Here is a 25,372-nt window from a genome sequence, read left to right as displayed (position 1 = left end):
CTGGTACTTTTTTGTTGCATACAAATCCTACAACAACACATGAGCAGTTCGAATAATATCTTTTTATCTATTATCATATTTTAAAATTTTGAAACCGTTTTCAGCCTTGTAGCATGCAATGCTTGTTCGATATCAGCCAGTATATCATTCACATTTTCTAACCCAACTGAAATCCGAACCAACCCTGGAGCTATACCAACTTTGGCTCTCTCTTCTTCAGTCAGCTTACTGTGTGTTGTCGATGCAGGATGAGTGACTGTGGTCCGAGTATCCCCCAAGTTTGGCGTCAAACTGAGCATCTTCAAGTGATTGAGAAAAGCCTCTCCTCTTTCAAGACCTCCCTTAACAATAAAAGTCACTATTCCACCGCCATATTTCATCTGCTTTTTAGCCAATTCATGTTGAGGATGACTTTCTAGGAAGGGATACTTTGTTACTTCAAGTTCATCATGACCTTCAAAATATTCCGCAATTTTTCGAGCGTTCTCGCAATGTCTTTCCATCCGTATTGCAAGTGTTTCTAAACTCTTGCTAAGTATCCATGCATTAAAAGGCGACATTGCAGGTCCAGTATGTCTTGCAAAAAATTGAATTTCATCAATCAATTCTTTTTTACCCACTATAGCTCCTCCAAGTGCCCTTCCTTGCCCGTCGATGTACTTGGTCGCGCTATGCGTTACGAGATGAGCACCAAAATCAATTGGATTTTGTAGATATGGAGTAGCAAAGCAATTATCTACATTAAGAATGAGATTGTGCTTCTCCGCCACCTTTCCTAAGTATTCCAAATCAATGATGTCTAAGCCCGGATTGGATGGCGTTTCAACAAAAATCATTTTCGTATTGGGCTGAATAAGTTCTTCCCATTTTTCAGGTCGGTGAATATTGAAATAGGAATGCTCAATGCCCCACTTTGGAAAAATCTTAGTGAATAGCTGATGCGTGCTCCCAAAGATTGCACGCGAAGCAAGTACATGATCTCCCTGATTTAATAATGCAGCAATACTGGTAAACATCGCTGACATTCCTGTTGCAGTGCTAATGCCATCTTCAGCACCTTCCAATCGACAAAGCTTCGTGATAAACTCGTCTGTGTTTGGATTGGAATACCTGGAATAAATATTTCCGGATATTTCATCGTTAAACATTGCTCTGGCTTCCTCAGCATCTGCAAAAGTGAAAGAGCTTGTCATGAATAATGGCACTGAATGCTCTCTGTGGAGGGCATTATCTAATTGTACACGTATGGCTTCTGTTTCAAAGTTCATTGATAACGGTTTAATAGAAAGAAAAAATGAGGAAAAGGGAAAGCTGTTAGCTTAGCCCAAAAAGATTAGCAGCAACAACAGCAATTACATATTGCCTGTGTATATGATGCTTTAAGAAATTGTGTCGATTGATTTTTCATAATTTATATTCACTTTAAAAGTTCAGGAATTAGCACCGTTCCATGTGGAGGGTTGCTAGCGCATCATAGAGCCTGTCTCTTAGCGCTTCTTTATAAATTTCGGTGCAAAGTAAAATCGAAAAATTCTAACAATGCAAATCTTTTTTTCAACTGAGTGAAAAAATTGTCGTGTAGCTTACTCGAAGTGATACAGGAAAATCATAGTCGCCGTAAAGGCAGGTTTCTTCTCTCCTTTGATCTCCAACAATGCCTCGACTTCTGCTTTTGATATTCCGCGGAGGTTAGCCAAGGATTTCAAGGTAGCAGTGAGTTTGATCTCACTATCCACTTTTACTGCTTGTCCAAACTTCAGTTTGTCAATCCCATAATTCACCAGCATTTTCACATTATTAAATTGTGCAATCTGCTCCCACAAATACGGCATCAATGAAAGGGTGAGGTATCCATGAGCGATAGTGGTTCCAAAAGGTCCATCCTTGGCACGCTCTGGATCTGTATGGATCCACTGGTGATCAAGAGTAGCATCGGCAAACTTATTTATCTGCTCTTGTGTGATTTTGTGAAACTCTGATTCTCCCATCACTTTCCCTAGATAGGACTCGAATTCTTCGTGATTGTTGATTACTAGTTTAGCCATAGTATTGATTTAATTGCGTGAATTTAGCTTAACTGTGATTTCATCCCAACTGAAACCACGAATACTCCTTTTCAAAAGCTTCTTTAATTTCTGCATTCGCCAAATTTCCTATACTTCCAATATGTTTATGATTTACTTTTTTTTGAGCCTCATAAGCCCCATACTTAACACTTTCAGCCACTTTTTTATATGCATCACGAAAGGGGACTCCATCCAAAACAAGTTGATTTACCTCTTCCACTGTAAAGAGTAAATCATATTTTCCATGGTCAATCAATTCTTTCGACACCTTCAAATTGGCAGTCATTGCAATGGTGATATCAAGACAATCCTTCATCGTTTGAAAAGCCGGCATATAACTTTCTTTCAATACTTGTAAATCGCGATGATACCCTGAGGGAAGGTTGGCAAGAATCATGTTTAACTCATGTGGCAAAGCTTGGAGTTTGTTGCATTTAGCACGTACCAACTCGAAACCATCAGGATTATGTTTATGAGGCATTATACTTGACCCGGTAGTATATGCATTCTCCACACTGAGAAATTCAAAATCCTGACCAGCATACATGCAAACATCCATTGCAAACTTGGAAAGTGTGGCTGCCAACGAACTGAGTGCGAATGCTGCTATTCGTTCGTGCTTCCCACGAGTCATCTGAGCATATACCACGTTGGTATTCAATGATGAAAATCCAATTTCTTTGGCAGAAAACTCCCGATCTAATGGAAAGCTGGAACCATATCCTGCACCAGAACCCAAAGGACTTTTATCTGCAACTCGATAAGCTGATTTGAACACAACTAAATCATCCAATAAGCTTTCGCCATAAGCGCCAAACCAAAGACCAAAAGAGGATGGCATAGCCACTTGCATGTGCGTATAGCCAGGCATCAATACTCCTTTATTTTCTTCACTCTTTTCTTGAAGAAGCTCAAAAAGTGTCTTAGCCTTTTTCACAATCTCTTCAATATTATGCTTGGTGAAAAGTTTAAGAGCAGTTAAAACCTGATCGTTTCTAGATCGACCAGAATGCACTTTTTTACCAACATCTCCTAGCTTTTTAGTAAGCTGAAGCTCTATCTGAGAATGGCAATCTTCAATTCCATCATCCAAAATAAATCGACCATTTTTCGCCTCATCTTTAATTAAATCAAGCTCTTCAAGCAGACTTTTCTCTTCCTCCTTAGTAAGCAAATCAATTTTTCTCAGCATTTTGACATGACCAATTGTACCTAACACATCATAGTAAGCGAGTTGTACGTCGAGCTCCTTGTCTTTGCCGATAGTAAATCGCTCAAAAAGCTGATCTATAGGTTCGTTTTTATCCCACAATTTCATGACTTATCTGTTTGCTGATGATTAAATAAATTTTCTAATAATTGGATATATCCGGCTATACCCTCTTTGATTTCATTTAAATAGATGAACTCATCTGCGGTATGCGAACGCTCAGATTTTCCCGGTCCCATCTTAAAGGTTGGAAAGTCCATAACTGCCTGATCTGAGCAAGTTGGAGATCCAAATTTCTCAAGTCCCATTTCATCTGCCACTTTCGATATTTTCAAATTTTCTGGTAAATGAGAGGAATTCAACCGCAGAGATCTCGGCTTCACCTCACTTGTGAGATGATTAGCTAAAATTTCAAAAACTTCTTTATTTGAATAAGAATCTGTAGTTCGCACATCCACCACAAAATGACAGGTATCTGGAATGACATTATGCTGATACCCAGCATTAATCATGGTTGTGGTCATTTTTATAGGACCTAAATACGAAGACTCTTTCTCAAATTGATATTCGTTCAACCACTGGATGTCCCTAATTGCATTCATAATTGCGTTATCACCAACCTCTCTAGCAGCATGTCCTGATTTTCCATGCGCATAACAATCCATTACAACTAAGCCTTTTTCTGCCACACCCATTTTCATTTCCGTAGGTTCTCCAATCATTCCAAACTCTATTGGCTTCAGATCTCCTAAAATTGATTCCACACCATTCGGCCCCGAATTTTCCTCTTCGGCTGTTGCAGCTAATATCAGATTGTAAGGAAGTTCTTTGTTATAGAAATGAAGGAATGTCATTATCAACGAAACCAAAGGTCCACCTGCATCATTGCTCCCCAATCCAAATAATTTTCCATCCACTATTTCCGAATCAAATGGGTTACGAGAATAACCGGAATTGGCTTTTACAGTGTCATGATGTGAATTCAAAAGAATGGTAGGTTTGGTCAAATCAAAACTTGCATTCTTGGCCCAAACATTATTCCCATTTCTATCAAATCGTACATTTCTTTCTGCAAGAAAGTCTTCGATGAGTCGGGCTGTTTTTTCTTCTTCACCACTTAGACTGGGTGTTTCAATGAGCTGCTTCAATAACCCGACAGCTTCATCAAAGTACGTATTAACGGATAATTGTGTAGTCATCAAAATTTGGATTTGAAAGTTTAAAAAGAGCTTCCACATTGAGCAGACGTACATGACTAACACCTCCGCTAATAGTTGCAAAAGCGTTGTCTAGTTTGGGGATCATTCCATTAGAAATAACGCCATTTTCCTTAAGCTCCTGATACCTGATTTGATCGATTGATTTGATCAAAGAAGTTTCATCTGAGATATCTTCTCGAAGCCCATTTAGATCAAAAACGAAGTTTAATGAAACATTAAACTTTTGTGCAAACGCACGAGCTATTTCACTCGCAATGGTATCTGCATTAGTATTTAATAAATTCCCATTGCCATCGCTCGTCAGCGGAGCAACTATTGGAACTGTGTTAGTATCAAAAAAGGCTTCAAAGGCCAAAGTATTGACTTCTTCAATATCTCCAACCCACCCGTAGTCTATCCCATTAATTTCAGGTCGTTTGCTGGATAAAATACTGTTATTGTCAGCTCCGGTTATCCCGACAGATTTTACTCCAAGGACACTTAGCTGAGCTACCAGTTTTTTATTGATAAGACCTCCGTAGGTCATGATTACTACATCGAGAATTTCATCATCAGTAATGCGACGACCATCTATCATCTTCGACTTAACACCAAGCTTGTCGGCAAACTTAGTTGCAGTTTTTCCTCCACCATGTATCAGGATTTTCTTTCCTTCAATGGAGGTGAATCCTTTCAGAAAAATCGAAAGTTTACCTGGATTTTCCAGAACAGCACCACCGACCTTTACAATAGTTAATAATTCCTTCATTTCATCGACATTAAAATTTCAGATAAAACAGTCTGTGCTGTGTAGAGTCTATTTTCGGCTTGCTGTATGACTATCGATTGATCGCTTTCCAATACACCCTCTGAGATAACCAAGTTTCTCCGTACAGGTAAACAATGCATGACCTTAGCATTATTGGAAAATTTCAATTTTTCAAGCGTCAACTCCCAATCAGGGTGCTTCTTAATTGCTCCATAGTCTCGAAAGGAAGACCAATTCTTCACATATATGAAATCAGCATCTTGAAGCGCTTTATCTTGATCATATTCAATGTTTGCAGCGCCCACAAAAGAATCATGCAACTCCATTCCTTTAGGATGAGTAACGGTAAGATCAAAATCTAATGTGTTGGCCCATTGCAAGAATGAATTTGGCACTGCCTGAGGTAGCGCTTTTATGTGAGGTGCCCAAGTCAGCACTACTTTTGGACGCTTTACATTTTTAAACTCTTCAATCGTTACCATATCTGTTAAAGATTGAAGCGGATGAAGCGTCGAAGATTCCAGATTGATTATTGGGCAGCTCCCAAATTCAACAAAAGCTTTCAAAACCTTCTCCTGATAATCTTCTTTTTGATCTTTCAACCCAGGGAAACTGCGAACGGCCAAAATATCACAGTAAGAACACATTACTGGTACTGCTTCCTTTATGTGTTCAGCTTTATCTCCGTCCATAACTCCTCCATCTTCAAATTCGAGCTGCCAGGATTCAGCACTTACGTTCAGAACAATCACTTTCAGACCCAGATTATAGGCAGCTCTTGTCATACTCATCCGTGTACGAAGACTCGAATTAAAGAATACCAATCCCAACGTTTTATTTTCTCCCAATTTTGGAGTCTGAAATGGGTCTTTCTTTAGTTCAATAGATTTTTGAATCAAATTATGGACGTTAGAGACATCTTCAACTGAAGTAAAATGCTTCATGACAGTACATGTTTTAAGGTGGATAAAAACTGATCAACCTCTTTTTTACCAATTGATAGAGGTGGCAAGATTCTCAGTGTATTAGGATCTGTAGAAGAACCGGTGAATATTCGATGATTGAACACCAAAGTATCACGAACAGGTTTAGCAGGACGATCCAGTGTCACTCCGATCATTAAGCCTCTACCCCGTACTTCTTCAACCCCTTCGATGGAGGTTAAAGCTGTTTGCAATAACTCACCCATTTTAGCAGAGTTATCAATCAACAACTCTTTATCCATGATTTCTAGTACTGCCAAACCTGCAGCACAAGCCAGATGGCTTCCTCCAAAAGTTGTTCCCAACATTCCCATCCAAGATTGGATATTTGGATTTACCAATACTCCACTGACGGGAAATCCATTACCCATTCCCTTAGCTACCGTAATAATATCAGGTTTAACATCTGCATATTGATGCGCAAAGAATTTTCCACTTCTACCATATCCTGATTGTATCTCATCAATGATGAAAGGCACATTAAATTTTTGACATAGAAATTCAATCTTCTTCAAGAAATCGTCTGATGGAATGTGTACACCACTTATCCCTTGAATTCCTTCAATAAGCACGGCACCGATTGAGTCATTAAGATGTTGTTCTAAAGCCTCTTCATCATTCAACGGTAATCGAATAAAATTTCCAGTATGATTGACCGGGGCCTTGATTTTTTCACCATCAGTTGCTTCAATCGCAAGTGAAGTACGACCATGAAAAGCCTTGTCAAAAACAATAACCTTCTTCTTCGTGGAATGGAATGAAGCAACTTTTAGGGCGTTTTCAATCGCCTCAGCTCCGGAATTACATAGAAAAAATGAATAGGAATCATAGCCAGATAACTCTCCAAGCTTCCTAGCCATATCATCCTGAATGGACATTTTTACAGAATTAGAATAAAAGGCGATTTGGTTCAGTTGATCCTGAATTCGTTGAATATAGTGGGGATGGCTATGCCCGACTGATATTACCGCATGACCACCATAAAGGTCGAGGTACTGATTCCCATCCTTGTCCCATACATAGCAACCATTGCCCTTGACAGGCTCTACCTCATATCGAGGATATACTTCAAATAATTTCATTCTTTTGATTTCATTTTTGTAATTCGAAAAAAGGATGTCATTATGCCTTGTATAAGCGCCGAACTAAACCCTTTGTGCTCCATTTCATTAAGCCCTTCAATCGTACATCCTTGCGGGGTAGTGACTTTGTCAATCTCAACTTCTGGGTGAGATTCATTCTCCAGAACTAAAGAGGCCGCTCCCTTTGCTGTTTGCATTGCAATCATCTGCGCATCGGCAGCATCAAAGCCCATCTGTATTCCACCTTGAGTTGCGGCACGCAGGTATCGCATAAAAAACGCTATCCCACTTGCTCCCAAGACAGTTGCTGCCTGCATAAGCTTCTCATCGATTATCAATGTTTTGCCAAGTGCATCAAAAAGAGATTTTGCAATTTCCAAACCTTCCTTGTCGGCTGAGGATATGCATGTCATTGATTCCCCAATAGAGATAGCCGTGTTTGGCATGGCTCGTACCACAGGAATCTTATTCTCCATTAGTGATGTCAATTCTTTAATGGAAACACCTGTCACTACTGAAATGAGAAGCTTGCTATCATCCAACAATTCTTTTATTTCTTCCAATACTTCAGCGACCTGATTTGGCTGAACACATAAAAGAATAACATCGGCTGATTGGGCTGCAATTAGGTTACTCTGAGTAAGGTTGTATCCTCTATTTTCCAAATCAGAAATGGTGGATATATCTCTTTTTGTCAGTGTAATTTGATTTGGACCAGTCAAGTTCTTCGCAACGATTCCTTCTGCAATAGACCTTCCTAGATTACCTGTTCCTATGATGGAAATATTTTTTTTCATGGCTATTAAAATGCTGATGGTTTGAGATTAAGGCCGGTAGATTCGTCTAGGCCGAACAATAGATTCATGTTCTGGACAGCTTGTCCAGATGCTCCTTTTAGCATGTTATCAATGACTGAAACAATGATTGCGGTTCCGTCTATCACCTGAGGATAAACCAAACATTTGTTCGTATTGACGACCCATTTCAAATCCGGATTTTCATCCACAACATGAGTAAATGGTGCGTCTGCATAGAATTCTTCGTAACAATCGATCAGTTGAGATTCAGTTACATCGGTCTCAAAATGTGTTGTTGTAATGATGCCTCTAGTAAATGCTCCACGATAAGGAACGAACAAAACTTTCGAGTCAAACTTTGGATTTAAAGACTCGATCGTTTGGTTGGTTTCAAGCATGTGTTGATGCGTCAATGCTTTGTAAACACTTGCATTGTTGCTTCTCCAACTGAAATGCGAGGTTGATGTAGGTCGTTGGCCAGCCCCAGAAGACCCCGTGATTCCCGAAACAGAAATATTTCCATTTACAAAATCTCCATTTATTGCAGGAACTATACCTAGCTGTATGCAAGTGGCGAAGCATCCGGGATTTGCAATGTGGCTCGCACCTATAATCTCAGATTTATTTTTCTCAGGCAACCCATAAACAAAACTGTGATTGCCTTTCAATCGAAAATCCTGGCTTAAATCAATGATTTTACAACCTAGAAGTCCTGGATTTTTTTCAATAATTCTGGTTGACTCTCCATGACCTTTACATAAAAATATTACGTCCACAGATTCAGCATCTATTTCTTTATTAAACACTAAATCAATTTCTCCAATGAGGTCTTTATGAACCTCCTGTATGCGATTTCCTGCATGGCTCTCGCTTTGAACAAATGCGATTTCTACCTCAGAGTGATTCATTAGAATACGAATCAACTCTCCTGCGGTGTAGCCCGCGGCTCCAACAACTCCTACCTTAATCATGATGTACGGATTTTAAAATTTTACTTTGATTCGCAAGGATTTTTATAAACCCTTTTGCATCACTCCCTGTCCATGCATTATTCATTTCACCATATTGTCCAAATGTGGATTGCATCAAGTCGTATGGCGATGAGATACCTTGTATGTAAAACCTGTATGGCGCTAAGTGAACGGTCACATTCCCACTCACACTCTTTTGACTAGAGACTAAAAACTGCTCGATGTCTCTCATCACTGGATCGAGGTATTGACCTTCATGCATCATATCTCCATACCAAGAGGAAATTTGATCTTTAAGCTTTAACTGACTTTTTGAAAGAACATGTTTTTCAAGCGCATGATGTGATTTTATTAAGATCAATGCGGCTGGGGCTTCAAAACCTACACGTCCTTTTATCCCAATAATGGTATCTCCAACATGAATATCACGTCCAATTGCATAAGCTCCAGCTATCTCATTTAGTTGACCAATTATGGTAATGGGATCACCCATTGAGCCATTAAAGGCAACTGGTTGCCCTTCCTCAAATGCAATCTCTATTGTTTCGGAACCTTCTTTTTTAAGTTGACTAGGGAATGCATGTTCAGGCAAAAATTGATCTGAGGTGAGGGTCTCCTTACCTCCAACCGAGGTCCCCCATAATCCTTGATTGATGGAATAAATAGATTTCTCCCAATTGTCTGCTACATCATTATTTTTCAAAAATTCTATCTCATATTCTCTCGAAAGCTTTTGATCACGTATCGGCGTAATGATCTCTTTTTCTGGACATAATGTTTGAAAAACAAGGTCAAATCGTATTTGATCGTTGCCTGCGCCCGTACTTCCATGGGCTATTGCATCGGCATCAATCTCTTGAGCATATTCAGCAATTGCAATTGCTTGAAAAACACGCTCAGCACTTACCGATAGCGGATACGTATTATTTTTCAACACATTCCCAAAAAGAAGGTACTTGACTCCTTGCTCGTAAAACTGATTCTGTCGATCTATGAATTGATAGGTCGAAACGCCAAGTTCTATGGCTTTCCTTTCAAGTTCTATTCTATCAGAAACACTGAAACCACCGGTATTTACAGTAACTGCATGTACTTCATAACCAAGTTCTGCAGATAAATATTTGGCACAATAAGAGGTATCTAAACCTCCACTAAATGCTAAGACTACTTTCATAAAACGTTATATTTTTTGATCATACGCTTCTTTTTAATCTTCATGAAGCGTTCATAGATTTTTGATTTTTTCATAAAATTCCATGAGCTATTCTCAGCTTGTCGAGGATCAAATTGCATGGCAGTACACATGCAATTGGCTTTGTTTTTACTCATAAGAATTTCATAATTGACGCAACTTTTACAACCATCCCAGAAAAGTTCATCCTTGGTCAATTCACCGTATGTTACTGGCAAATAGCCCAACTCTGAATTGATTTTCATCACTGGCAATGATGTGGTAAGACCAAAGAGTTTAGCATTCGGGAAAAGCACTCTGGAGTGTTCGAAGGCCTTTTTTTTGATTTTGGTTGCAATCCCAGTAGATCGAAATTGATGCTTGACTATTAAGCCGGAATTCGCAGCATACTGTTTGTCGCCCCAAGATTCGATATAGCAAAATCCTACAAGTTCATCGGATGAAAGTGCCAATATTGCTTTGCCTTCATCAATTTTCTTACGGATATACTCCGGTGTTCTTACCGCAATTCCAGTCCCTCTTTGTTGAGCACTGATAGCAATAAGATCGCAGATTTCTTCTGCATACTTTTTGTGTATAGGTGATGCCACCTTAACAATAACCTTAGCCATTGTTAGTAAAATTTAGATTGAAAAAAACGAGAAAATGCGTTGGAGAACGGTCACCGCGTAGGTGACACTAAACTATAATACAGGCCTTAGCCTGGCCGGAACTGGCCTGAAAAATCTGGGTACTATAGTGTTTGTTGTAAACAATTTTCGTTTGTCGTTATGCAAAGGTTTGATAAAAAAATCGAGCTAAAAAAATTTTTTTTGAAAAAAATTTGGAGAAACCAAAATTCCTATTCTACGTTTGCATCATCAAATCGATAAGGTATCGATTTATAAAGAAGTGCCGAGAGACAGGCTCAATGACGCACTAGCAACCCCCCGAAAATCGGAACGGTGCTAATTCCTGAAATATAAATTGATTGCTATGAGACAATTCAAAAATTTCAGCACAAAAGTATCGGGTTTCTTAACTCGAAAGTCTTCATTTATCTACTGCGCAAACGCAGGTAGGTGTTGCTGTTTCAGCTGTTGTTAATTCCTATTTGATCCATCCAGGGTTTGTGATCATCTTAAGACATGGTGCGTCCATGTCTGGAAAAATCCAGTCGTATATCTGAGATATTCAGTTACATACGATAAATCCATCTAACAATTTATTCATATCAAAAATGATTCATTCAAAAGATTGAGTGGCATTTTTCACACCAAAGAAGTTGAAAAATTGCTACTCATAAAAAAATTACAATTATGTCACAAGAATTAAAATACGAAACACTTCAACTTCACGCGGGACAAGAAATTGACGAGACGACTCGTTCGAGAGCAGTGCCGATCTATCAGACAACATCATTCACATTCAAGGATTCTGAGCACGGAGCTAATCTATTCGGACTGAAAGAATTTGGGAATATCTATACCCGAATTATGAATCCAACCACAGACGTTTTTGAAAAAAGAATTGCTGCGCTCGAGGGTGGTGTTGCCGCACTGGCAGTAGGGTCTGGACAGGCTGCTCAGTTCATAGCTCTAAACAATATTCTTGAAGCTGGAGATAATTTTATATCTACCTCGTTCCTTTACGGGGGAACTTATAATCAATTTAAGGTAGCATTCAAAAGGTTAGGCATCGAAGCTCGCTTTGCGAAAACAGATAAAGCATCGGATTTCGAAAAATTGATTGATGAAAACACAAAGGCTATTTACTTAGAAACAATCGGGAATCCAGGGTTTAACATTCCAGACTTTGAAGCGATAGCTGAGGTTGCCAAAGACTATGAAATTCCTTTAGTGGTTGATAACACATTTGGAGCAGCTGGGTTTCTTTTCCGTCCTATTGAACATGGAGCTGCGATTGTAACTGCCTCTGCTACAAAATGGATTGGTGGACACGGCACATCAATAGGAGGAGTAATAATTGACAGTGGAAATTATAACTGGGGAAATGGCAAATACCCACAATTCACAGAACCTTCTGAAGGATATCATGGGCTTAAATTTTGGGAAGTATTTGGAGAAGGTAATCCATTGGGTCTACCGAATATTGCCTTTGCAATTCGAGCCAGAGTAGAGGGGTTAAGAGATTTTGGACCAGCTCTTAGTCCATTCAATTCATTTCTTCTTTTGCAAGGACTAGAGACACTGTCTTTGAGAGTGCAGCGAACGGTAGACAATGCTCTAACTCTGGCAAATTGGTTGGAAGAACACCCTTTAGTATCTAAGGTCAATTATCCAGGATTAACGTCCAGTCCATATCATGATTTGGCCAATAAATACCTCAAAAATGGATTTGGCGGTGTACTTTCTTTTGAATTAAAAGGTGAAAAAGAAGAAACTACCCAGTTTGTTGATAACCTAAAACTGGTTAGCCATTTAGCAAATGTTGGAGATGCGAAAACATTGATCATCCAGCCTTCCGCAACCACTCATCAGCAACTTTCTGAATCCGAGCAACTGGATGCAGGGGTAGTTCCAAACCTTCTAAGAGTATCTGTTGGTATAGAACATATCGATGACATTAAATCAGATTTTGAACAAGCATTTGAAAAAGTCTATGCCGACGTTGATACAGCACATATCTGAAAAACATGGTTTTGAGGTTAAGGAACCTTTGATCCTGGAGTGTGGAAAATCACTTCGGGATCTTAGGATCCAATTCAATACTTATGGCCGGCTTAATAATGAAAAGTCCAATGTTGTTTGGGTCTTTCATGCGCTTACCGCAAATAGCAATCCACTCGAATGGTGGCCAGGGTTGATAGGTGAGGATGATTTGATAAATCCTAATGATTATTTCATTATATGTGCAAATATGCTCGGTTCATGTTATGGCAGTACAGAGCCAGAAAATTTTGAATTCCCATTGATAACAGTCAGGGATATGGTCAATGCGCACAAGCTATTGAAAGAACATTTAGGCCTAAATAAAATCAGCATAGGCATTGGAGGATCCATGGGCGGACAGCAGCTCCTAGAGTGGGCTACTCAAGAACCTGAACTATTTGAAACGATAATACCACTTGCGACTAACGCAAAACATTCGCCTTGGGGTATTGCATTCAATGAAACTCAGCGAATAGCTATCAAACATGCTTCTAACCCAGATGAAGGACTAGAAGTAGCAAGAGCAATTGCGATGCTATCATATAGAAATCAAGAAACATATGAAGCAACTCAAAAAGATGTTGACGACCGAATAAATGACTTTTCTGCATCCTCATATCAACGATATCAGGGGCAAAAACTAAGTAATCGATTTTCTCCATTTAGCTACTACTATTTATCTAAAGCAATGGATAGTCACAATGTGGGAATTAATAAAAATGGATTAGTTAATGCATTAAATAGAATTAAATCTAGAGCCATTGTAATAGGCATTGAATCTGATATTCTATTTCCTATTCACGAACAGAAATTCATTTTTGACCACATACCAGATTCCATTTTTTATCCACTTCAAAGTCTTTATGGACATGATGGATTTTTAATTGAAACAGAACAAATAAGCTCCATTTTAAAGAAAGAACTACAATGAACAAACATAAAAAAATAGGACTCTTTGGCTTCGGCACTGTCGGCAAAGGATTCTACGAAAACCTAAAAAAACAACCACATTTACCAGCTACAATTGAAAAGGTTTGTGTCAAGAGGGTTGATTTACCAAGGATTGGTCATGAGCTATATTTCACGGACAATCCGGATGAATTACTTCTAGATCCAGATATCGACATAATAGTTGAATTGATTGATGATGCAGATGCTGCAAAAAAATATGTACATACTGCTCTAAGAAATGGGAAAAACGTAATAAGTGCTAACAAAAAGATGATTGGAGAGTCTCTGAGCGAAGTAGACTTTTGGCATTCAGAATTTGAATCTACATTATTGTACGAAGCGGCAGTTGGTGGAGGAATACCAATAGTTCATGCAATTGATGGTTTTTTAAGAGATCAAGAGGTAACAAAAATTCGAGGCATCCTTAATGGGTCATCCAATTACATTTTGACACAAATGCAACAAAACAACTGGGATTTTGAAAAGGCACTTCTAGATGCCCAGAATAAAGGTTTTGCTGAACGAAATCCCACTCTGGATGTTAGTGGAGTAGACGCCTCTTATAAACTTTTGATTCTCGCTTATCACGCATTTGGAGAAGTATTTTCTATGAACAGCTTTAATGCAGAAAGTATAGAAAATGTATCTAAAGAGAACATTAAGAAAGCAAGATTGAAAGGGAAAAAGATTAAACCTGTAGCTACAATTGAGCGATTAGGAAGTGAAATTACATGCACTGTAAAACCAGAATTGGTTAGCCCTAATGATGAATTATATAGCATAGATTTTGAAAATAATGCTATAAGTGTTGATACACTCATAAGTGGAAAGCATACTGCTGCAGGGAAAGGAGCTGGGTCATTACCTACTGGATCTGCAGTTTTGGAAGATTTAAAACGTATTCTTAATGGCTTCAGCTATCAGGTAAAGAAAGAATCTAAGATTTTGATCTAGCTCATGTAAAAGTGTTAGTCACTTAATCGAAACCCCTTAGTTTACCAATAGTACACTAAGCTGTGATATCTCTTGATTTGGTATCCTACTAAATTCCGCGATTCAAATCTCATAATCGGAATATTAGAATATGTATACTAAAAAAAAGAAATTCATAGTGCTTGTTACATTGTGGCTGATTCTTATTGGAAGTTTAGGAACTAGCACTACAAAGTATGTAAACGATCCAGTTATACCTAATCCCATACTTTTCGGGCTTTTCGTTCCTCCATTAACAAATAGCAGTACTTTCGGTCATCCACTTGAGCCATTTACCAACATTTCTACAGATATGGTCACCTCCCCTCGCGGAGGTGATCTTGCCTTGATGAATACAGATGGCTCAGTTAGGTTTCTAACCAAAGAAGCAGGTTTCGGGGTACCTAGCGGAGAAGTCCAATCAGAGGAAGGGATATCCGTTAGACAACCATGTGTACACTGGGATGGATGCAAGGCTCTTTTCTCCATGGTCATCGGAGGGCCCACTGAAGCATTTGACCAATCCTACAAAGAGAACAGATGGCAGATTTGGGAGGTTACTAACTTATGTGATGTTTTAGAAGGAGCCACTCCCAACATTATTAAAGTAGAAAATCAACCCGAAGGGTATAATAATACCTCTCCTATCTATGGAATCACAGATAATGAAATATTTTTCACAAGCGACAACCCATATAATGATATGCATCACACTTATCCTCAAAGGGATAGGTATGAAAGTAGTGAAGTGCCAACAGGTATTTGGAAACTAAATAGGGAATCGGGAGTGGTCTCTCACCTTACACATGCAGCTGATGGTGACTTTGACCTAACCTTTGCCTCAGATGGTCGGCTACTTTTCATAAGATGGGCTCATGAACAACGAGATCAGCAAGCAGAAGCTAATCGATTAGGTGATTTGGGTGATCATTTTAAACCTCACAATTTCGTTAGTGAAGCCCCAGATGCAGAGATAGAAATTGCACCTCAAACTTTTGATGGTAAGCCCTTTGCTGATGAAAATGGTACTAGGTATCAATTATTTCCAGAACCCCGATCTGAATCATGGCCAGACTACGACCCAAACAAAAACACACTAAAGTTCAATGAATTTCAGATATGGGAAATACTTCCAAATGGAGAAAGAAATCAAACCATCCTGCATTCAGGGCGACATGATTTAGGTGGAGCGTATACGCAAGGGTCATTTCTTGACGATCCCAACTTTGCAACAGGATCTAGCTATTTGGAGAAATCTATTTATACCAGTAATAACGAGATGCGTCAACGCATACGTGGAGATGCCGGATTCTTTCAGGTTAATGAAGATCATAGAGAAGGAATGGGAGGAAATTTCTACTTTGTTTATTCAAGAGAATTCACATTTTTTGCAGCAGGCACTCCGCTAGCTTCCAACTTTTCAATAGGGACCAATCCAGAAGATATTGTGGTAAGAGATATTTCAGGAGCTACGGAAAACAACCAGTATGGAAGATTTAGAGATATCGTAATGATGGACGATGGGTCTTTAGTTGTATCGCATACTGATGATATATCAAATTACAATAGAGAGGAAGGAAGAGTCTATCACCTCCAACTCAACAGAATGGAGGAAGGAAGTTTTGAAAAGAATCCTTTAACCGGGGATGGTTTTGAAAAAGAAATTGTATGGTGGGGAGACAATACCGAGATTCAAAGGTTGACGGTAAAACTTATGGAGGCCCAGACAGAGCCAATTGTAGCGCGTTCAAGACCTGCCATTTTACCAACATATCAGGTTGACCCAATTGAGCAAAGTGTAATTGAGGAAGAGGGCGTCAATATAGATGAGCTTCGAGCATGGCTTATTGAAAATGACTTGGCCATGATTACTGTTAGAAATTTGACTTCTAGAGATAGGAATGATTTTCAACAGCCTTATAATTTAAGAGTGCCGGGTGGTACTTCTACAATCAGAACCGGAGATGATGGAAAAGTCTATGACATATCACACTTCCAACCTTTCGTTAGATATTTAGAACGAGGCTATCAAGGAAGGGATGGTAGACGCACATTCCCTTTACCGTTTAAAAACTCTCCATCTCACCCAAACTTAGCGAGCATTAACCCATATGATCCGGATGGGCCTGCAAACAGTATTAAAATAGAGCCCGATGGATCTGTAGCTCTATTTGTCCCTGCAACGAGGTCTCTTTCCTGGTGGACAAAGTCTCCTGAAAATGAAGAAGTGGTAGTTGAAAGACAAGATTTAACATTTGCGCCTGGAGAAATTATGACATGTCCAGGTTGCCATGGAATCAACAAATTTGATCAAGCTGGAAATGCTGAACCAACTAATAAACCAGAATCACTAAGGAAATTAATGAGGTTCTGGAAAAATCGCTATGGTCCGAATCCACTTGGTCTAAATAATGGAGAAGCACTGCAACTTTTTTCCAGCACGCCAAATCCATTCACAGAACAGACAACGATTCGCTACGGATTAATAATGAATTCAGAAATAAGTATCCAGGTCTACGATATGATGGGGAGACAAGTAAGATCATTAGAGAATGCTTATAAGACTCTTGGTGAGCATGAAATTACTTGGGATGGCAAAGACAAATATGGAAGCAGATTGAAGGATGGTATCTATATTCTCAAATTGACTAGTAAAATGGATGAGCTGTCCATTAAAGTTGTCTTGCGAGATTAAAATTTACCATATCAAGAAATAAAAAAGCCCTGTTTTTCAACAGGGCTTTTAGTTTGGTTTAAAAATTCTTATAGGTGTATCACCTCGTCGTACGCAGCAGCAGCTGCTTCCATTACAGCTTCACTCATTGTAGGGTGTGGATGAACCGTCTTGATAATTTCATGGCCAGTAGTTTCTAGCTTTCTAGCTGCAACTGCCTCAGCAATCATCTCAGTCACATTGGCACCAATCATGTGAGCACCTAGCCACTCTCCGTATTTTGCATCGAAAATTACTTTTACAAATCCGTCAGATGCGCCGGCTGCTTTTGCTTTCCCAGAAGCTGAAAAAGGGAACTTACCAACTTTAACTTCGTAACCTGCCTCTTTAGCCCCCTTCTCGGTATATCCTACTGAAGCTATTTCAGGAGAACAGTAAGTACAGCCAGGAATGTTGTTGTAGTCAAGTGGTTCTACATGCATTCCTTTAATTTTCTCTACGCAAATTATCCCTTCTGCTGAAGCTACGTGAGCTAAGGCTTGACCTTTCACGATATCACCGATGGCATATACTCCATCAATATTGGTCTTATAGTAATCATCAACTAAGACTTTGCCTTTCTCAGTCTTAACTCCTACACTCTCTAAACCAATATTTTCAACATTAGTGGCAACTCCTACAGCTGACAATACAATATCACAATCAATTTGCTCCTCACCTTTCTTCGTCTTAACAGTAACCTTGCAGCCAGCACCTTTAGTATCTACTTTGGTGACTTCTGAGCTGGTCATGATTTTCATACCAGCTTTTTTGTAAGTTCTTTCAAGCTGTTTGCTCACCTCCTCATCTTCTACTGGAACAATTCGGTCCATGAATTCAACAATTGTTACTTCAGTACCTATTGATTTATAGAAGTACGCAAATTCAACACCAATAGCACCAGAACCGACAACAACCATTTTCTTTGGTTGCTTATCTAGTACCATTGCTTCTCTGTAGCCAATTATTTTTTTACCATCTATAGGTAGATTGGGAAGTTCTCGCGCCCGTCCTCCTGTAGCAAGAATAATATGATCGGAATCATACGTAGTGATCTTACCGGCATCATCCTTCACTTCTACTTTCTTACCTTTTTTCAAAGTGCCATATCCGGCAATATGATCAATCTTGTTCTTTTTAAATAGGAACTGAATCCCTTTACTCATTCCTCCGGCAACCTCTCTACTTCTCTTAACCATGCCTGTGAAATCCGCTTTAGCATCTTTCACTTTGATCCCATAATCTTCCGCATGATTGATGTATTCAAAAACTTGAGCACTTTTTAAAAGAGCCTTGGTCGGAATACAACCCCAATTCAAACAAACACCGCCAAGCTCAGATTTTTCAACTACACCAACCTTCATTCCGAGCTGTGATGCGCGAATTGCGGCAACATATCCGCCAGGCCCACTTCCGATTACAATTAGATCATATTTTGACGCCATATCTTTTTTTGCGCAAAAATAATCTTCTTATCAGTTTTTCCCAGAGATACTAGCTGAAGATCCTGAACTATTGGAGCTTATTCCACCTGAAGAACCACTAGAAGATCCTGAACTTGATGAACTTGAACCTCTTCTAGGATTAGTGACTTTAGAACGATCGAATTGTCGTGAATTAGTCCTCTCTGGAGAAGTACGTGCCAGAAACATTAAGTTACGCTCTCTGGCCAACTCATTATCGAAATTTCTAAACCTATTTGCATTAAAGGCATAACTTCTAATATCCCTACTTCCTCCAGTACCTAGATCAACTTTAATGGTAGGTAAAATATCTCCTCTATAAAAATTGAAGACATAATCCATCATAGCGTAATTGTTCCCAGATTCATAGTAATTCTGATATAGTTCCGGACTTAGATAGAATAAATACGAATACTTCTGAGTAAACCATAAATAATAGTCAGCCCACGTTGTTAGGTGGAAGTAGTTTCCATTATGATACAAAAACTGCACTCCATAAATAGCTTTCAATGAGTCGCTATGCTCTCCAAATGCTTTAATTGTCGGGGTTGAAGAATTTTCGAATGCAACTGGACTATCCCATCTCGATGTGTTGATTAAAACCGACTGTGAATAAGATACTAATGATAAAAGTATCAGTGCTAGAGTAGTGTAAACTTTCATAATAAATAGCGTTTGGTTCTACTTGAATATAGCGAAATTCATGCCATTATATACCTTCGCATACAAATTACAGAAAATGAAACTACTAGAAGGAAAAACGGCTCTTATCACCGGAGCTTCAAAAGGCATTGGGAAATCTATCGCGGAACAATATGCTGAGCAAGGTGCCAACATAGCATTTACTTACCTATCAAGCGTAGAAAAAGGTGAAGCTCTTGAAAAAGAATTGTCAGCTAAAGGAATTAAAGCTAAAGGGTATAGGTCTGATGCTTCAGATTACGAGGCAGCTCAAGAACTCATCAATAGTGTGGTTGCTGATTTTGGATCATTGGATATCCTCATAAACAATGCTGGTATTACAAAAGACAATTTGTTGATGAGAATGGGCGAAGCAGACTGGGACGCAATCCAAAATATCAACCTCAAATCATGTTTTAACACCGTGAAAGCTGCTTGTAGAACCATGATGAAGCAAAGAAGTGGGTCGATCATAAATATGTCTTCTGTAGTCGGAGTTAAGGGTAATGCTGGTCAAGCTAACTATGCAGCTTCAAAAGCTGGAATCATTGGTTTTACCAAGTCAGTTGCTCTTGAATTAGGATCTAGAGGGATAAGATGCAATGCCATAGCTCCAGGGTTTATAGAAACTGAAATGACTGATGCTTTGGATGAAAAGACAGTTCAAAGCTGGAGAGATGCAATTCCTTTGAAAAGAGGCGGGGCACCTGAAGATGTTGCCAATGCGTGTATCTTCTTAGGGTCAGATATGTCTGCTTACATAACAGGGCAAACCATCCAAGTAGACGGAGGTATGCTTACTTAAGGTTGTAATGGACCTTTACTTTTACCATTTTCAAGAAATAATTTATTGGGGAGCAGGTGTATACCTGCTCTTTAAGTTTCTTCTCAACTATTTCGTCCATCAAGCTATGGACAGTTACATCTATAATCTTGAAAAATTTGAAGGCGTCGGTCGTTATGGAAATAGTAATCGTACACGTTCTTCACAACATTACGAACAAGGCTTCCTATACTTCTTCACTACTTGGTGGGAGATTAAGAAAAGTGATAGCAAATATTTAAAGCGAACAAAGAGACTTTCTAACTTCATCAATATTTCGTCAATATTTTTAATTGTAGGCCTAATCTTTTTCTTCTTATACATGCAGGACGCAAATCATTCTTATCGACATCTAGATAAGGATCCTTGGCAATATCTTCTTTAAAGCCAAGTACTTGTTTTGCATTCTTTTAACAAATAATTAAACTATTTTAATATTTTTTATCACTTATTTTATAATAAATAGATTAATTTTAGTGTTTTAATACCAAAACTGCTCCAATGCCTTTAAATGAACTCACCAGCACATTGGGAAGGAAGAGAGCTGCTCACCTACTTCGACGGACATGTTTTGGCGGATCTGTTTCTGAGATAGATTCCTTTGCCACACTTACTCCGGCGCAAGCTGTTGCTCAGCTTTTCAACAATGATCTTCCCGATCCAACTCTACCAGTAGATCCATTGTCTGGAACGGAATGGATTACATCTGGAAATGCACAAAGCGAAGGCTTTGAGTTGGAAAGATATTTCTTGGCTTGGCATCTTGGCCAAATGCTTGGAAATGGAATTGATGATACTGTTAAACTGCCTTATATCTTTCGAGAAAGGTTAGTATTCTTTCTACATACCCATTTTACAACAAAACGATCGGTCGTAGGTAATTCTAGAGGTCTTTACTATCAGCAAGCCCTATTTCGAATGTTCGCACTAGATGGCGAAGACATAACCATCCCAGCCGAGGATCCCGAAGATCCAGATGAAATAGTACCTAGAAACCTCAAGCAACTCACCAAAAAGTTGAGTGTAGATAACGCTATGTTGGTCTTTCTAGATGGAAGATTTAATGTAAAGGGTAGTCCAAATGAAAATTACGCGAGGGAGCTAATGGAGCTTTATTCAATTGGACGTGGATTGGAGGGAAATGTGCCTGATGCGGAATTTGATGGTGATTATTTCAACTATACCGAAGAAGATGTCCAGGTTGGAGCGCAGGTTTTATCCGGTTTTACCGTTGACCCTACATTTTCTAATATCGATACGGATACTGGAATCCCAAGAGGTGTGGTGAGAGGTGGCAATATTGCCTCGAGTCATGAAGAAGGATCCAAAACATTCAGTACCAGGCTAAACAATCAAGTGGTTACTCCAGATCCTGAGCTTCTACTCGGTGGTAATCCTACAGAAGAAAGTGTTCTGGATGAGATTAGTCAATATGTTGATATAATCTATGATCAAGCAGAAACTGCTCGGAGCATCTGTCGCGAGCTATACCGATTCTTTGTCTACCATCAAATCGATTTGACTCTGCAAGAAGATATCATTCAAGATATGGCAGATATTTTTACTACAAACGAATTCAAAATTCAACCGGTTTTAGAAGCACTACTAACCAGCGAACATTTTTTTGAAGCGGAAGCAGGTGAAGATGATAACAACTTTGGTAGCATAATCAAATCTCCTTTGGATTTAGTGTTAGGATTTATGAGGAATTTTGATCTAACACTCCCTGATTACGAAACTGAGCTTGCTGACTATTACGAATATACTGGTGCACTCCTTGGCACAATTAATATTCAAGGAATGGACTATTATGAACCTTTCGAGGTGGCAGGATATCCAGCTTATCATCAATTCCCGATCTTCAATAGAAGTTGGATTACGACTAATTATTTAGCCAATCGCTACAACTTTATACGTGGTTCTATTGTAAGTCAAGACCCGGAAATGGGTCAAGTCGATATTTTGGCATTTGTACAAGCTAATTTTTCCGGTGTTGCAGCAAATGCAAGAGATTTAGTAATTGCAGTTGCCGAATATTTCTTGCCAACATCAGAAAATCTCAGTTTCGACACACCTGATGTTGGTGAGCTTACCGTAGAACGTCTTAATTACTTCTTAACTGCCTTTCTATTTTCACCTCAGATTGATCCTGATCCTGAAGCGGCATGGACCAACCGATGGACAAATGGAATTGATATGGATACAGTAAGAAATCAATTAATAAATTTATTTAATGCGATGCTGCAATCGCCCGAATATCAACTCATGTAACCAGCTATTACAATGAAAAGAAGGAACTTTTTAAAGAAAATAGGTTTTGCAGCAGGTGCTCCAATTGCATTTCAAGGTGTCCCATTAAAACTGCTAGGATCTCATCAAGAATACCAGCAACTCGCCCAGCAAAGCACCAATGATCGAGTACTAATCATCTTACAACTTCATGGCGGTAATGATGGACTCAATACGATAATACCAATTTCAAACTATGATGAATATTACAGTAGACGAGCAAACATTGCCATTCCTTATAAAGTAGGAAATCGCACGCTTATTCCTTTGGATAGCACGGTTGCAAGTGAGGAGCAAGTAGGCCTGCACCCAGATATGCACGACTTCAAACGACTCTATGATACGGGGAAGGCAGCAATATTTCAAGGTGTGTCTTATGAGAGAAATAATGGTTCACACTTTAGAGGAAGAGATATTTGGTTTATGGGTGGTGGAGCTGATGACTACTACAGCTCAGGATGGATAGGTAGATACCTAGGCAAAGAATATGAGCCGCTTACTTATCCGACAGACTTCCCAACCGACGATATGCCAGACCCTCTAGCATTGGAAATGGGAAATGATGTCTCTCTATTATTTCACCAAGAGGGTAATATACCTACCTCCATTTCATTGGGAAGTAATCCTGGAAATTTGGCCAATCTTATTGACCAACTAGAAGGTTTTGAAGATGAAGGAATTGACCCTAGAGGCAATCCACCTGCATTTCTTAATAATTCTCCATATGGACAAGAGATGAACTGGATTTTAGGATTGGAGGATAAGTCTGAAACATACATTCGTAGATTAACCGAGATTTATGAATCTGCTTCCGAAACATCTGTTACTTATCCGGAGACATATCCCTTCAATGCTCCCGATGGTTCAAAGAGAAATCCACTGAGCAGTCAATTAAGTTTGGTTGCTCGTCTATTGGCTGGAGGAGTCAAAACAAAAGTATTTTTAGTGAAAATGGGAGGGTTTGACACTCATGCTTCACAAGTAGAGAGTTATGACCCAACTATGGGTGTTCATTCGGCTCTTCTTTATCATATTTCTTCAGCAATGGCTGCCTTTCAAAAAGATCTTCAGTCGCGAGGAATAGAGGATCGGGTACTTACGTTGACAATGTCAGAATTTGGTAGAAGAGTAGGATCTAATGGGAGTTATGGAAGTGATCATGGTACTGGAGGACCTGTTATAATGTTCGGATTGGGAGTAAAGCCAGGCATTTATGGAACCGTCCCTGATGTCTCTCAAAGTAATGTAGGTATGCAATTCGACTATAGACAGATTTATGCCAATGTGTTATTCGAGTGGATGGGTGTTGATAAATCTGTGATTGAGAATGATATTTTTTTCCAGGATTTTATTGAAGGTTCAAATCCTTTGGGCGGAAATTATGAGCCACTAGACCTGATAAAAGAGGTCATTTTAGGTGAAAAAGAATACCTCAAAAAGAATTATAGAATTGAATCTGTTTACCCTAATCCTGCATCAAATTATACTCAAGCAAAAATCTTTGTTAATAATTATCAGGATGTAAATGTTCAATTAATCAATGTAAGTGGACACATTGTTGCGCAGTCCACTCGACGGGTTGCACCAGGTGAACATACCTTTTCATTTGTACTCGACTCGCTCAGCCCAGGATTCTATTTTGTTAAAGCCAAATCAGAAATATTAGATGAAACTAAGAGACTCATCATTCGCAAGTAAGCTACTCTATTGCTTCCTATTGTTGCTTCTTGCAGGAAGCTTGCAGGCACAGAAAAAACCACCAACCAAAAACCCGCTGGAGTCATTCTTGGACACCCAGTTTTGGCTAGGCCTTAAAATGGGTATTAACTATACACAAGCATTCCCTGAGACACGAAATACAGGTTTTAGCCCGATAGATTATAATGCAGACAGTTTGCAGAAAAGCTATGATGATTTTGCATTGCCAGGTGCTCACATGGGTTTAGAAATGAATTTCTATCACAAGGGTTTTTCGGCTTCATTTCAACCTGCATATAAACGAAGTAGGTACAGGTACTCCAGCAACTTAGAATGGCAAGGGGAATCGGGCAATCGATTTCAAACTAGATACAACATTGAACAAAGATTAGATCTAATAGAGTTGCCTTTGATGATTAAGTACGACATCATTAAAAAGGGGAAGATAAGACCATTCGCAATGGTTGGCGGATTTTACTCATTTGTTGTTTCTGCGCAAAAGGACGTAAGAATTACGCAAATAGATTTTTCTTCAGGCAATCCACTCCAATCTTCTGGAGGAACAAGCACACTAGGAGTGAAAGATTCCTTCAAAAATTTTGCAGGTGTTGGCGGCGGTGTTGGCTTAAATCTTGATTACTGGAATATTCGTACGGTATTTGAAGTCAACTATAAAAGATCTCTTACTGCAGCAACGCGTCAAAATTCCGAGCAAAACGAACTTGCTTCATTGGGAGAGACTAACGATGAAATTTTCTTAAGAGATATCAGCATATCTCTGGGTTTTGTATTCCCATTCAGATTTATCGATACTCAATTCAAAGCCTATTAACCACTCAGATGTTCTCCAAGTTGAAAAATA

The 25,372-nt window shown here is 39.0% G+C and carries 22 protein-coding genes and 2 riboswitches; of the genes, 9 read left to right on the top strand and 13 right to left on the bottom strand.

Annotated elements, in window-relative coordinates:
- Window positions 1-80: 80 nt before the first annotated feature.
- The 11 genes from ACY650_RS11030 to ACY650_RS10980 all read right to left on the bottom strand — a co-directional run bounded on the left by ACY650_RS11030 (window position 81) and on the right by ACY650_RS10980 (window position 10,880).
- Window positions 81-1,268, bottom strand: a complete 1,188-nt coding sequence (locus ACY650_RS11030; RefSeq protein WP_462247488.1) for a trans-sulfuration enzyme family protein — start codon at window positions 1,266-1,268, stop codon at window positions 81-83.
- Between the two features lie 140 nt (window positions 1,269-1,408).
- Window positions 1,409-1,507: riboswitch (SAM riboswitch) on the bottom strand.
- A gap of 76 nt (window positions 1,508-1,583) precedes the next feature.
- A complete protein-coding gene (locus tag ACY650_RS11025) occupies window positions 1,584-2,045 on the bottom strand; it encodes a MaoC family dehydratase (RefSeq protein ID WP_462247487.1) in 462 nt (153 codons plus the stop codon).
- A 40-nt stretch (window positions 2,046-2,085) separates the two neighbouring features.
- Window positions 2,086-3,384 (bottom strand): argininosuccinate lyase, encoded by a 1,299-nt coding sequence (gene argH, locus ACY650_RS11020; RefSeq protein WP_462247486.1) that lies wholly within the window; start codon window positions 3,382-3,384, stop codon window positions 2,086-2,088.
- Window positions 3,381-4,475, bottom strand: a complete 1,095-nt coding sequence (locus ACY650_RS11015; protein ID WP_462247484.1) for a M20 family metallo-hydrolase — start codon at window positions 4,473-4,475, stop codon at window positions 3,381-3,383. The genes argH and ACY650_RS11015 overlap by 4 nt, the downstream gene beginning before the upstream one ends.
- Window positions 4,453-5,244: an acetylglutamate kinase gene (gene argB / locus ACY650_RS11010; protein WP_462247482.1), complete on the bottom strand. Its 792-nt coding sequence runs from the start codon at window positions 5,242-5,244 to the stop codon at window positions 4,453-4,455. Before argB ends, ACY650_RS11015 begins: the two co-directional genes overlap by 23 nt.
- Complete coding sequence (locus ACY650_RS11005) at window positions 5,241-6,188, bottom strand: N-acetylornithine carbamoyltransferase (RefSeq protein WP_462247480.1); 948 nt, start codon at window positions 6,186-6,188, stop codon at window positions 5,241-5,243. Before ACY650_RS11005 ends, argB begins: the two co-directional genes overlap by 4 nt.
- On the bottom strand, window positions 6,185-7,309 hold the full coding sequence (locus ACY650_RS11000) for an aspartate aminotransferase family protein (protein WP_462247479.1): 1,125 nt from the start codon (window positions 7,307-7,309) through the stop codon (window positions 6,185-6,187). Before ACY650_RS11000 ends, ACY650_RS11005 begins: the two co-directional genes overlap by 4 nt.
- Complete coding sequence (gene proC, locus ACY650_RS10995) at window positions 7,306-8,106, bottom strand: pyrroline-5-carboxylate reductase (protein ID WP_462247478.1); 801 nt, start codon at window positions 8,104-8,106, stop codon at window positions 7,306-7,308. The genes ACY650_RS11000 and proC overlap by 4 nt, the downstream gene beginning before the upstream one ends.
- A gap of 5 nt (window positions 8,107-8,111) precedes the next feature.
- On the bottom strand, window positions 8,112-9,077 hold the full coding sequence (gene argC / locus ACY650_RS10990; protein ID WP_462247476.1) for an N-acetyl-gamma-glutamyl-phosphate reductase: 966 nt from the start codon (window positions 9,075-9,077) through the stop codon (window positions 8,112-8,114).
- The gene (gene argG, locus ACY650_RS10985; RefSeq protein ID WP_462247474.1) at window positions 9,070-10,251 is read right to left on the bottom strand and encodes an argininosuccinate synthase; all 1,182 of its coding nucleotides are present in this window, start codon (window positions 10,249-10,251) and stop codon (window positions 9,070-9,072) included. The genes argC and argG overlap by 8 nt, the downstream gene beginning before the upstream one ends.
- Window positions 10,248-10,880 carry a GNAT family N-acetyltransferase gene (locus ACY650_RS10980; protein ID WP_462247472.1) on the bottom strand — a complete coding sequence of 211 codons (633 nt, stop codon included), beginning with the start codon at window positions 10,878-10,880 and terminating at the stop codon, window positions 10,248-10,250. Before ACY650_RS10980 ends, argG begins: the two co-directional genes overlap by 4 nt.
- Before the next feature lie 267 nt (window positions 10,881-11,147).
- Window positions 11,148-11,237: riboswitch (SAM riboswitch) on the top strand.
- Window positions 11,238-11,567: 330 nt separating this feature from the next.
- Here ACY650_RS10980 and ACY650_RS10975 point away from each other — a divergent pair.
- The 4 genes from ACY650_RS10975 to ACY650_RS10960 all read left to right on the top strand — a co-directional run bounded on the left by ACY650_RS10975 (window position 11,568) and on the right by ACY650_RS10960 (window position 17,538).
- A complete protein-coding gene (locus ACY650_RS10975; protein ID WP_462247470.1) occupies window positions 11,568-12,899 on the top strand; it encodes an O-acetylhomoserine aminocarboxypropyltransferase/cysteine synthase family protein in 1,332 nt (443 codons plus the stop codon).
- Window positions 12,847-13,851, top strand: coding sequence for a homoserine O-acetyltransferase family protein (locus ACY650_RS10970; protein ID WP_462247468.1), 1,005 nt, complete (start codon window positions 12,847-12,849; stop codon window positions 13,849-13,851). Before ACY650_RS10975 ends, ACY650_RS10970 begins: the two co-directional genes overlap by 53 nt.
- Window positions 13,848-14,825, top strand: coding sequence for a homoserine dehydrogenase (locus ACY650_RS10965; RefSeq protein ID WP_462247466.1), 978 nt, complete (start codon window positions 13,848-13,850; stop codon window positions 14,823-14,825). The genes ACY650_RS10970 and ACY650_RS10965 overlap by 4 nt, the downstream gene beginning before the upstream one ends.
- Before the next feature lie 130 nt (window positions 14,826-14,955).
- Entirely contained in the window at window positions 14,956-17,538 is a 2,583-nt protein-coding gene (locus ACY650_RS10960) for a T9SS type A sorting domain-containing protein (protein ID WP_462247464.1), read from the top strand.
- A 68-nt stretch (window positions 17,539-17,606) separates the two neighbouring features.
- Here ACY650_RS10960 and lpdA read toward each other — a convergent pair whose 3' ends face one another.
- Window positions 17,607-19,001 carry a dihydrolipoyl dehydrogenase gene (gene lpdA, locus ACY650_RS10955; protein WP_462247462.1) on the bottom strand — a complete coding sequence of 465 codons (1,395 nt, stop codon included), beginning with the start codon at window positions 18,999-19,001 and terminating at the stop codon, window positions 17,607-17,609.
- Between the two features lie 30 nt (window positions 19,002-19,031).
- Complete coding sequence (locus ACY650_RS10950; protein ID WP_462247461.1) at window positions 19,032-19,682, bottom strand: hypothetical protein; 651 nt, start codon at window positions 19,680-19,682, stop codon at window positions 19,032-19,034.
- Window positions 19,683-19,758: 76 nt separating this feature from the next.
- Here ACY650_RS10950 and fabG point away from each other — a divergent pair, with 76 nt between their 5' ends.
- The 5 genes from fabG (at window position 19,759) to ACY650_RS10925 (ending at window position 25,342) form a co-directional block, all read left to right on the top strand.
- Complete coding sequence (gene fabG, locus ACY650_RS10945; RefSeq protein WP_462247459.1) at window positions 19,759-20,505, top strand: 3-oxoacyl-[acyl-carrier-protein] reductase; 747 nt, start codon at window positions 19,759-19,761, stop codon at window positions 20,503-20,505.
- A 7-nt stretch (window positions 20,506-20,512) separates the two neighbouring features.
- Window positions 20,513-20,908 carry a hypothetical protein gene (locus tag ACY650_RS10940; RefSeq protein ID WP_462247457.1) on the top strand — a complete coding sequence of 132 codons (396 nt, stop codon included), beginning with the start codon at window positions 20,513-20,515 and terminating at the stop codon, window positions 20,906-20,908.
- Window positions 20,909-21,024: 116 nt separating this feature from the next.
- Window positions 21,025-22,794, top strand: coding sequence for a DUF1800 domain-containing protein (locus ACY650_RS10935; RefSeq protein ID WP_462247455.1), 1,770 nt, complete (start codon window positions 21,025-21,027; stop codon window positions 22,792-22,794).
- Between the two features lie 12 nt (window positions 22,795-22,806).
- Window positions 22,807-24,510, top strand: a complete 1,704-nt coding sequence (locus ACY650_RS10930) for a DUF1501 domain-containing protein (RefSeq protein ID WP_462247453.1) — start codon at window positions 22,807-22,809, stop codon at window positions 24,508-24,510.
- A complete protein-coding gene (locus ACY650_RS10925) occupies window positions 24,479-25,342 on the top strand; it encodes an outer membrane beta-barrel protein (RefSeq protein ID WP_462247452.1) in 864 nt (287 codons plus the stop codon). Before ACY650_RS10930 ends, ACY650_RS10925 begins: the two co-directional genes overlap by 32 nt.
- Window positions 25,343-25,372: the final 30 nt, after the last annotated feature.

The organism is Ekhidna sp. (assembly GCF_963691765.1).
In the GTDB taxonomy this organism is placed as follows: domain Bacteria; phylum Bacteroidota; class Bacteroidia; order Cytophagales; family Cyclobacteriaceae; genus Ekhidna.
Note: the sequence above shows the minus strand (reverse complement) of the source record. Positions and strands in the feature narration are given on the sequence as shown.